The following is a 9,348-nucleotide window of genomic DNA, read 5'->3' as shown; positions in this document are numbered from 1 at the left end:
GGTCGCGCCGAAGGGCCCGGGGCACCTGGTGCGCCGTCAGTACGAGGAGGGGCGCGGGGTTCCGTGCATCGTGGCGGTCGAGCAGGACCCCACGGGCAACGGGCTGGCGCTGGCGCTGTCGTACGCGAAGGCGATCGGCGGCACGCGGGCCGGGGTCATCAAGACCACGTTCACCGAGGAGACCGAGACGGACCTGTTCGGTGAGCAGGCGGTGCTGTGCGGTGGCACGGCGGCGCTGGTCAAGGCCGGTTTCGAGACGCTGACCGAGGCGGGCTACCAGCCGGAGATCGCGTACTTCGAGTGCCTCCACGAGCTCAAGCTGATCGTGGACCTCATGTACGAGGGCGGTCTGGAGAAGATGCGCTGGTCGATCTCGGAGACCGCCGAGTGGGGCGACTACGTGACCGGGCCTCGGATCATCACCGACGCGACCAAGGCCGAGATGAAGAAGGTCCTCGCGGAGATCCAGGACGGCACCTTCGCGAAGAACTGGATGGCCGAGTACCACAACGGCCTGCCCAAGTACAACGAGTACAAGAAGGCCGACAGCGACCACCTCCTGGAGACCACCGGCCGCGAGCTGCGCAAGCTCATGAGCTGGGTCAACGACGAGGACGCGTAGCACCCACGCCCCGGGGGCGGGCCCACCCGCCCGCCCCCGGGGCGTTCTCGTTCCCCACCGCTGGAAGTCGCGGCGTCGTACGTGTGTACAAGTCGTCCACCCCCGTGTGGGTGATCCTTCCAACGGGGCGCAATATGCGCCCTGGTGCATGACTACACTGCTCCACACATACACGCGTCAGGCCCACAGTGTCGTGCGTCTTCCACGCGGCAAGCCCCTCCACGCCTGCGGCCGTCGGGACGGCCGTCCGCACTGGACCTGTGAGGACTCACGTGAGCTCGAAACCTGTCGTACTCATCGCTGAAGAGCTGTCGCCCGCCACGGTGGACGCGCTGGGACCCGATTTCGACATCCGGCACTGCAACGGCGCGGACCGCGCCGAGCTCCTCCCCGCGATCGCCGACGTCGACGCCATCCTGGTGCGCTCCGCGACCAAGGTCGACGCCGAGGCCATCGCCGCCGCCAAGAAGCTGAAGGTCGTCGCCCGCGCCGGCGTCGGTCTCGACAACGTCGACGTCTCCGCCGCCACCAAGGCCGGCGTGATGGTCGTGAACGCCCCGACCTCCAACATCGTCACCGCCGCCGAACTGGCCTGCGGTCTGCTGGTCGCCACCGCGCGCAACATCCCGCAGGCCAACACCGCGCTCAAGAACGGCGAGTGGAAGCGGTCCAAGTACACCGGCGTCGAGCTGAGCGAGAAGACCCTCGGTGTCGTCGGCCTCGGCCGCATCGGCGTCCTGGTCGCCCAGCGCATGTCGGCCTTCGGCATGAAGATCGTCGCGTACGACCCCTACGTGCAGCCCGCGCGGGCCGCGCAGATGGGCGTCAAGCTCCTCTCGCTCGACGAGCTGCTCCAGGTCGCCGACTTCATCACCGTGCACCTGCCCAAGACGCCCGAGACGATCGGCCTGATCGGCGACGAGGCGCTGCACAAGGTGAAGCCCTCCGTCCGCATCGTCAACGCCGCGCGCGGCGGCATCGTGGACGAGGCGGCGCTCGCCTCCGCCCTCAAGGAGGGCCGGGTCGCCGGTGCCGGGCTCGACGTGTACGCCAAGGAGCCCTGCACGGACTCCCCGCTCTTCGAGTTCGACCAGGTCGTCTGCACCCCGCACCTCGGCGCCTCCACCGACGAGGCCCAGGAGAAGGCGGGCATCGCCGTCGCCAAGTCCGTGCGGCTGGCCCTCGCCGGTGAGCTGGTGCCGGACGCGGTCAACGTCCAGGGCGGCGTGATCGCCGAGGACGTGCGCCCGGGGCTGCCGCTCGCCGAGAAGCTCGGCCGCATCTTCACCGCCCTCGCGGGCGAGGTCGCGGTCCGCCTCGACGTCGAGGTCTACGGCGAGATCACCCAGCACGACGTCAAGGTGCTCGAACTCTCCGCCCTCAAGGGCGTCTTCGAGGACGTGGTCGACGAGACCGTGTCCTATGTGAACGCCCCGCTCTTCGCGCAGGAGCGCGGTGTCGAGGTCCGCCTCACCACCAGCTCCGAGTCGCCGGAGCACCGCAACGTGGTCACCGTCCGCGGCACGCTCTCGGGCGGCGAGGAGATCTCGGTCTCCGGCACGCTGGCCGGGCCCAAGCACCTCCAGAAGATCGTCGCCGTCGGCGAGTACGACGTGGACCTGGCCCTGGCCGACCACATGGTCGTGCTGCGCTACGAGGACCGCCCCGGTGTCGTCGGCACCGTCGGCCGCATCCTCGGCGAGGCCGGTCTGAACATCGCGGGCATGCAGGTCTCCCGGACCGGCGCGGGCGGCGAGGCGCTGGTCGTCCTCACCGTCGACGACGACGTCCCGGCCTCGGTGCTCGCCGAGATCTCCACGGAGATCGGCGCCGCCTCGGCCCGCACGGTGAACCTCACCGACTGACGGCCTTACCGCTGTCGCGTACCCGGAATCCAGACATACGTCTTACACGTACGTATGGATTCCGGGTACGCTGCTGTCATGGGACACCGTGAGGATCTGCTCGAAGGCGCCAAGCGCTGCCTGCTGGAGAAGGGGTACGCCCGGACGACGGCGCGGGACATCGTGGCCGCCTCCGGCACCAACCTCGCCTCCATCGGCTACCACTACGGCTCCAAGGAGGCGCTGCTCAACCTCGCCTTCCTCAGGGTGACGGAGGAGTGGGGCGACCTCCTCACCTCCCCGGAGGAGGCGGCGGAGGGTGCGGACGGCGGCGGGCCCCCGGCGCCGCTCGACCAGTTCCGCGACACCTGGCAGCGGGTGATCGCCAGCTACCCGGAGACCCGGTCGGTCTGGCAGCTCCAGATGGAGGTCGTCTCCCGGCTGGAGAAGGACCCCGGACTGCGCGAGGCCCTGCTGGGCCCGCAGCGCGAGGGGCGGGACGGGCTCGCCGAGAACATGCTCGGCATCGACCCGGAGAAGGACCCGGAGCGGGCGAGGACGGCCGGGCTGTTCTGCCAGGCGCTGCTCATCGGCGTGATGGTCCAGTGGATGATGGACGAGGAGTCCGCCCCCTCCGCCCAGGACCTGACGGACGGGCTGAAGGCCGTGCTGGAGGGCCGCGAGGACCAGGAACTCGACGGCCCCGGTCCGGGGCGCGAATCGTCGTAGCCGCCGTCAGCGGTGCCGGTGGTACGCCTTGTCGGCGATGCGCCAGTGGCCGTCCGGGCCGTGGACCAGCAGGAGGACATCGGTGAAGGTGTCCGCGCCGTGGTGGAGCGTCATCGTCGCGGTCGCCACGGAGCCGTGGACGTCGACGGTGTCGATACGGCGGGTGCGGGCCGGTTCGTCCGGGGCCGGATGGCCCGGGAAGAGGGCGCCGTACTCGTCCAGGGTCCAGGAGACGAAGGCGCCGTCGCGCATCCCCTCGATACGGGCGGTGGGCAGGAACGCGTCGCGGAAGTGTGCCGGGTCGCCGGTCGCGTGACCCCGGACGTAGGCGTGCAGCGGCCGGAGCGCCGCCTCGTCCGGCGCCCGGACCATGGCGGCGAGGGCGATGTCGGCCTCGGGGGCGGCGGGGGCGGCGGCCAGTCGGTCCGCGCTGCGCAAAGGGGTCCGGGACGCCCCGGCGAGCAGCGTCATGTCCTTGACCAGGGCGCCGAGGGTGAAGTCGGCCCGGATGTCTCCGGCGGCCGGACCGGCGGTGAGGAGGGGCCGTTTGCGGGTCACCAGCCCGCCGAGCCGGCCGAGCTCCAGGACGTCGAGGACCTGGTCGCGGGGGAGCCCGAGGGCGTCCGCCTGCTGGAGCGCCTCGCGCAGCGCGAGGACGGAGCCCGCGAGGCCGTTGTTGGCGATCAGCTTGAGCGCGGCGGAGGTGGCCGGGTCGTCGGCGTACCGCACGGTGCCCAGTGCTTCCAGGACCGGCCGGGCCCGGTCGAGGGTGCCGCGGTCGGCGGCGGCGAGGATCTCCAGGGTGCCGGCGGCGGCCGCCGGCACGGAACCGAGCACGGGGGCGTGGACATAGCCGGGGCCGGTCCGCCGGGCCAGCCGTGAGGCCTCGTCGGGGGAGACGGTGGCGGTGTTCACCACGATCGTGTCGGCGCGCAGCGCGGGGCGCACGTCGTCGATCACCTGCTCGCAGGCCGGGCCGTCGAACAGCGCGAGGAGGACGAGGCCGGCCCCGGCCACCGCCGCGCGGGGATCGGCGGTGGTCCGGTACGCGGTCGGGGTGCGCCCGGACCGCGTCCAGCCGACGACGTCCAGGCCCTGGTCGGCGAGGCGGGTGGCGAAGGCGTCGCCCATGCGCCCCAGGCCGAGTACTGCGATCGAGTGAGGTGTGCTCATGCCCGCCAGACTGGTGCGCACCGCTCCCTGCCACAAGCGCAGATCACGCATAAATGCCATGCGCCGCTCGCATGCCCGGCACATACTGGGCCCATGGATCTGACGGTGTGGCGGACCTTTGTGACGGTGTGTCGGCTCGGTTCGCTCTCGGCGGCGGCCGCCGAACTCCACCACACGCAGTCCGCCGTGTCCCGGCAGATCTCCGGCCTCGAACGCCAGGTCGGCGCGAGCCTGATGGAGCGTCATGCGCGCGGGGTGCGTCCGACGCCGGCCGGTGAGGCGTTCCTGCGCCATGCCCGGGCCACGCTCAACGAGGCCGACCGCGCCGTGCGCGCCGCCCGGGACGCCGGGCACGGATCCGCCGCCCGGCCGCTGACCGTCGGCGCGACCCCGTCACTGGCCGCGGGGGTCGTTCCCGAGGCGGTCCGGGGGCTGCTGGAGTCCGGGGGCCCGCTCGCCTGGAGCCTCCTGCCGGGACTGAGCGCGGACCTCTGCGCCCGCGTGCTCGACGGCGACCTCGACCTCGCCGTCGTCACCGACGCGCCACCGGGGCTCCCCGACGACCGGCGGATCGAGCGACGGCTCCTCGGTGTGGACGACATGGTCGTCGCCCTGCCCGCCGGACACCCGCGGGCCGGGGCGGACCCGGTACCCGTACGGGCGCTGGCCGGGGAGACCTGGGTGGAGGACAACGAGGGGTCGGCGGCGCTGCTGCGGCTCCACGCGGCCCGTGCGGGGACCGACGCCCGCATCGACCTCGCCGCTGCCGATCTCCCCGGAAAGCTGGCCCTGGTCGCCGCCGGCCATGCCATCGCGCTGATCCCCGGGGTGCTGACCCGCGCGCTGCGGGCCGACGTCGCCACCGCCGCCCTGGTCGACCCGCCGACCCGGGGCGTCTACACGGTCACCCCGCGCCACGACCCGCACCCGGCCGCCGCGCCGCTCCTGGACCAGCTCGCCCTCGCCTTCGCGGCGGCCCGCCGGGTCAGGCTCCCAGCCGGGCGCTCTTGAGGGCCATGTGCAGCAGCAGCCGGTCCTCGCCGTCGTTCAGGTCGAGGCCGGTGAGCTGCTGGATGCGGGAGAGGCGGTAGTAGAGGGTCTGGCGGTGGACGCCGAGCGCGGCGGCCGTCCGGGACGCCTGGCCCGCGCAGTCGAGGAACACCTCTGCGGTGCGGGCCAGGTCCTTGTGCGCCGGGGCGAGCAGGGCGCGTACGGCGGGGTCCGCGCCGGTGTGGGCGGGGAGCGTGGTCAGCAGCCGGTACGGTCCGATCGCCGACCACTCGACGACCTCGCCGAACCGGGCCTCGGCCGCGGCCGCGCGGGCCGCCGCCACCGCCTCGTGCCAGGCCGGGGCCAGCTCCGCGAGGCCCCGGCGGGGCACCGCGATGCCGGCGGTGACCGGCCGTCCGGCGACCGCGCGCAGCCGGCCGGCGGCGGCGAACGCCGGGTCGAGCACCCCCGAGGAGCGCAGCCGGACCAGCGCGGCCAGCGCGTGCGGCTGACCCGTCCCGACGACCGGGGCGAGCGCGGCGGCCGACGGCACCGTACGTACCGAGGGCGGCTCCTCGGGCCACGGCGTCACGCACACCACCGTGTGCAGCCCCTGCGCGTCCGGGCCGAGCGCCTCGGCGAGCGCGGCCGCCGCCATGTCGCGCTGCCAGCCCCGCCCGGCGGTCAGCAGCGCGCCGAACTCCCGGGACGGGTCGCTGCCCGCCCGCTCCTCCTCGGCCAGCAGCGCACCGATCCTGGCCGCCACCTCCATCGCCGCGGCCAGCCGCTCGTCGGTCGGCCCGGGGTGCGCGTCCAGCAGCCACACGTAGCCGAGCACCGCCCCCCGGTGGCGCACCGGAAGGCAGATCCGGTCCCGGAAGACCCCGGCCTCAGGGGCGGCGGGGATACGGACGGGGCCGGTGGCGCGGGTGATGCCGAACCCCTCGAACCAGGCGCGGACGGCCGGGGTGGAGCGGCGGGTCAGGATCGAGCGGGTGCGGACCGGGTCCATCGCGCTGTCGTCGTCGCTGTCGTGGGCACCGAAGGCGACCAGGCCGAAATCCCGGTTCTCCAGCGTCGCGGGGGCGCCGAGCAGCCCGGAGATCTCGTCGACCAGCTCCTGGTAATCGCCCTTCACCCGGCCATTCTCGCACCCCTTCAGACATATGTCTGAGAACGGGGTAGCGGATGCGTGACAGCTGTCGATGGCACAGGATCGGAGCGATCCTTAGATTTCACGGTGGTTCTCCGTGCTGTACCGGTCTGTTACCCCGCGACCGATATGGCCTTCTTCCGTACTTTCCGTGGAGGTGCCCCGTGCTGGCTCCCGTGATTCTCGCCGCGTCCCGCAGCGACAAGATGCGCCGGTTCATCTCGGCCGCGCCCGGCACCAAGCAGGTCGTCGACCGGTTCATCGCCGGCGAGACCGTCGACCAGGTCGTGCCCGTCATCGAGGACGCCGCCGCCAAGGGCCTCGAAGTCACCCTCGACGTGGTCGGCGAGGACATCACCACCCCGGAGCAGGCCGCCGCCGCCCGCGACGCCTACCTCGAACTGGTCGAGCGGCTCAAGGAGCTGGACCTGGGCACCCGGGCCGAGATGTCCGTGAAGCTCTCCATGTTCGGTCAGTCCCTGGACGGGGGCCACGAGCTGGCGCTCGCCAACGTCCGCCCGGTCGTCGAGGCCGCCGCCGCGATCGGCACCACGGTCACCCTGGACGCCGAGGACCACACCACCCTCGACTCGATGTTCGCCATCCACGAGGAGCTGCGGAAGGACTTCCCGCAGACCGGCTGCGTGATCCAGGCGTACCTGTTCCGCACCGAGGACGATGCCCGCCGCCTGGCCGCCGCCGGCAGCCGCGTCCGCATCGTGAAGGGCGCCTACAAGGAGCCCGCCTCCGTCGCGTACCAGGACAAGGCCGAGATCGACAAGGCGTACGTCCGGATCCTGCGCATCCTCATGGACGGCGACGGCTACCCGATGATCGGGTCGCACGACCCGCGCCTGATAGCCATCGCCCAGGAGCTGGGCCGCCGCGCCGGGCGCAAGCTGGACGAGTACGAGTTCCAGATGCTCTACGGCATCCGCAGCGAGGAGCACCTGCGGCTCGCCGCCGAGGGCCACCGGATGCGCGTCTACACCGCGTACGGCACCGACTGGTACGGCTACTTCATGCGCCGTCTCGCGGAGAAGCCGGCGAACCTGCTGTTCTTCGGCCGTTCCGTCCTGACCAAGGGCTGAGCCCTCCCCCTCCCCTCCACCTCTCTACCCAAGGAGCAACGGAAACCATGGACGCTGTGACCCAGGTCCCCGCGCCGGTCAACGAGCCGGTCCACTCCTACGCCCCGGGCTCCCCGGAGCGTGCCCGCCTGGAGGAGAAGCTCAAGGAGCTGAGCCAGAACCCGATCGAGCTGCCGATGACCATCGGCGGCGAGAAGCGGATGGGCGGCGGCGAGCGCTTCGACGTCGTGCAGCCGCACAACCACAAGGCCGTCATCGGCACGTACGCCAACGCCACGGAGCAGGACGCCAAGGACGCGGTCGACGCCGCGCTCGCCGCCGCCCCGGCCTGGCGCTCGATGTCCTTCGACGACCGTGCCGCGATCATCCTGCGCGCCGCCGAGCTGCTGTCCGGCCCGTGGCGCGAGACGATGGCCGCCTCCACCATGCTCGGCCAGTCGAAGACCGCCCAGCAGGCCGAGATCGACACCCCCTGCGAGCTCGTCGACTTCTGGCGCTTCAACGTGCACTACGCGCGCCAGATCCTGGCCGAGCAGCCGCCGGCCAACTCGACCGGTGTGTGGAACCGCATGGACCACCGCCCGCTGGAGGGCTTCGTCTACGCGATCACGCCGTTCAACTTCACGGCCATCGCGGGCAACCTGCCCACCGCCCCCGCCCTCATGGGCAACGTCGTGGTGTGGAAGCCGTCCCCGACCCAGACCCACGCCGCGGTGCTGCTGATGCAGCTGCTGGAGGAGGCCGGTCTGCCCAAGGGCGTCATCAACCTGGTGACCGGCGACGGCCTCGCCGTCTCCGAGATCGCGCTGAACCACCCCGACCTGGCCGGGATCCACTTCACCGGCTCGACCCCCACCTTCCAGCACCTGTGGAAGACGGTCGGCAACAACATCGCCAACTACCGCACCTACCCGCGGCTCGTCGGCGAGACCGGTGGCAAGGACTTCGTCGTCGCCCACCCGTCGGCCGACCAGGCCGTCCTGAAGACCGCGCTGACCCGTGGCTCCTTCGAGTTCCAGGGCCAGAAGTGCTCGGCCTCCTCGCGGGCGTACGTCCCGGCCTCCATCTGGAACTCCGGTTTCAAGGAGGCCTTCGCCGCCGAGGTCGACTCGATCACCATGGGCGACGTCACCGACCTGTCGAACTTCATCGGCGCCGTCATCGACGACCGCTCGTTCGCCAAGAACAAGGCCGCGATCGACCGTGCCAAGGCCGACCCGAGCTGCACGATCGTCGCGGGCGGCACGTACGACGACTCGGTGGGCTACTTCGTCCGCCCGACCGTCATCGAGTGCACCGACCCGGAGAACGAGGTCTTCACGACCGAGTACTTCGGCCCGATCCTCGCCGTCCACGTCTACGAGGACGACCAGTACGACGAGATGCTGGAGCAGATGGAGTCGGTCTCCGACTACGCGCTGACCGGCTCGGTCATCTCGAACGACCGCGCCGCCGCCGCGTACACGATGGAGAAGCTGCGGTACGCCGCGGGCAACTTCTACATCAACGACAAGTCGACCGGTGCCGTCGTCGGCCAGCAGCCCTTCGGTGGCGGCCGGGCCTCGGGCACCAACGACAAGGCGGGCGCCCCGCAGAACCTCCAGCGCTGGACCCTGACCCGGGCCATCAAGGAGACCCTGGTCCCGCCGACCGACTACACCTACCCCCACCAGGGCTGACACCCCGCGGGGCGCCCCACCCCGGCGCCCCTCCCGTGAACTCCGCCTCCCGCCCGGTTCCCCTGCC

The 9,348-nt window shown here is 71.9% G+C and carries 8 protein-coding genes; 6 read left to right on the top strand and 2 right to left on the bottom strand.

Going from position 1 to position 9,348, the window contains the following annotated elements:
- From ilvC to ACIQGQ_RS21865, 3 genes are all read left to right on the top strand, one after another.
- Positions 1-622: ketol-acid reductoisomerase (gene ilvC, locus ACIQGQ_RS21875; protein ID WP_402398299.1), on the top strand; the 622-nt coding region annotated here is incomplete at its 5' end.
- A 272-nt stretch (positions 623-894) separates the two neighbouring features.
- Positions 895-2,487 carry a phosphoglycerate dehydrogenase gene (serA, locus tag ACIQGQ_RS21870; protein WP_402398298.1) on the top strand — a complete coding sequence of 531 codons (1,593 nt, stop codon included), beginning with the start codon at positions 895-897 and terminating at the stop codon, positions 2,485-2,487.
- A gap of 78 nt (positions 2,488-2,565) precedes the next feature.
- Complete coding sequence (locus tag ACIQGQ_RS21865) at positions 2,566-3,195, top strand: TetR/AcrR family transcriptional regulator (RefSeq protein WP_402398297.1); 630 nt, start codon at positions 2,566-2,568, stop codon at positions 3,193-3,195.
- A gap of 6 nt (positions 3,196-3,201) precedes the next feature.
- Here ACIQGQ_RS21865 and ACIQGQ_RS21860 read toward each other — a convergent pair whose 3' ends face one another.
- On the bottom strand, positions 3,202-4,368 hold the full coding sequence (locus ACIQGQ_RS21860) for a nuclear transport factor 2 family protein (protein WP_402398296.1): 1,167 nt from the start codon (positions 4,366-4,368) through the stop codon (positions 3,202-3,204).
- 93 nt (positions 4,369-4,461) lie between these two features.
- Here ACIQGQ_RS21860 and ACIQGQ_RS21855 point away from each other — a divergent pair, with 93 nt between their 5' ends.
- Complete coding sequence (locus tag ACIQGQ_RS21855) at positions 4,462-5,379, top strand: LysR family transcriptional regulator (protein ID WP_402398295.1); 918 nt, start codon at positions 4,462-4,464, stop codon at positions 5,377-5,379.
- Here the strand turns inward: ACIQGQ_RS21855 and ACIQGQ_RS21850 are convergent.
- Positions 5,354-6,496, bottom strand: a complete 1,143-nt coding sequence (locus ACIQGQ_RS21850) for a PucR family transcriptional regulator (protein WP_402398294.1) — start codon at positions 6,494-6,496, stop codon at positions 5,354-5,356. The genes ACIQGQ_RS21855 and ACIQGQ_RS21850 overlap by 26 nt on opposite strands.
- A 179-nt stretch (positions 6,497-6,675) precedes the next feature.
- Between ACIQGQ_RS21850 and ACIQGQ_RS21845 the strand changes: the two genes are divergently transcribed.
- Together ACIQGQ_RS21845 and pruA are read left to right on the top strand one after the other, a co-directional pair.
- On the top strand, positions 6,676-7,602 hold the full coding sequence (locus tag ACIQGQ_RS21845; protein ID WP_402398293.1) for a proline dehydrogenase family protein: 927 nt from the start codon (positions 6,676-6,678) through the stop codon (positions 7,600-7,602).
- Positions 7,603-7,649: 47 nt separating this feature from the next.
- The gene (gene pruA, locus ACIQGQ_RS21840; protein ID WP_402398292.1) at positions 7,650-9,281 is read left to right on the top strand and encodes an L-glutamate gamma-semialdehyde dehydrogenase; all 1,632 of its coding nucleotides are present in this window, start codon (positions 7,650-7,652) and stop codon (positions 9,279-9,281) included.
- Positions 9,282-9,348 lie beyond the last annotated feature (67 nt).

Source organism: Streptomyces sp. NPDC092952 (genome assembly GCF_044754785.1).
GTDB lineage: Bacteria > Actinomycetota > Actinomycetes > Streptomycetales > Streptomycetaceae > Streptomyces.
The sequence above is the reverse complement of the archived record's forward strand: the minus strand, read 5'-3'. Positions and strand labels throughout refer to the sequence as shown.

What these genes read in the sequence shown, in the direction of transcription:
- ACIQGQ_RS21865 (WP_402398297.1), top strand. Translation starts at nt 2,566, where the DNA reads ATGGGACACCGTGAGGATCTGCTCGAAGGCGCCAAGCGCTGCCTGCTG.
- ACIQGQ_RS21860 (WP_402398296.1), bottom strand. Translation starts at nt 4,368, where the DNA reads ATGAGCACACCTCACTCGATCGCAGTACTCGGCCTGGGGCGCATGGGC.
- ACIQGQ_RS21855 (WP_402398295.1), top strand. Translation starts at nt 4,462, where the DNA reads ATGGATCTGACGGTGTGGCGGACCTTTGTGACGGTGTGTCGGCTCGGT.
- pruA (WP_402398292.1), top strand. Translation starts at nt 7,650, where the DNA reads ATGGACGCTGTGACCCAGGTCCCCGCGCCGGTCAACGAGCCGGTCCAC.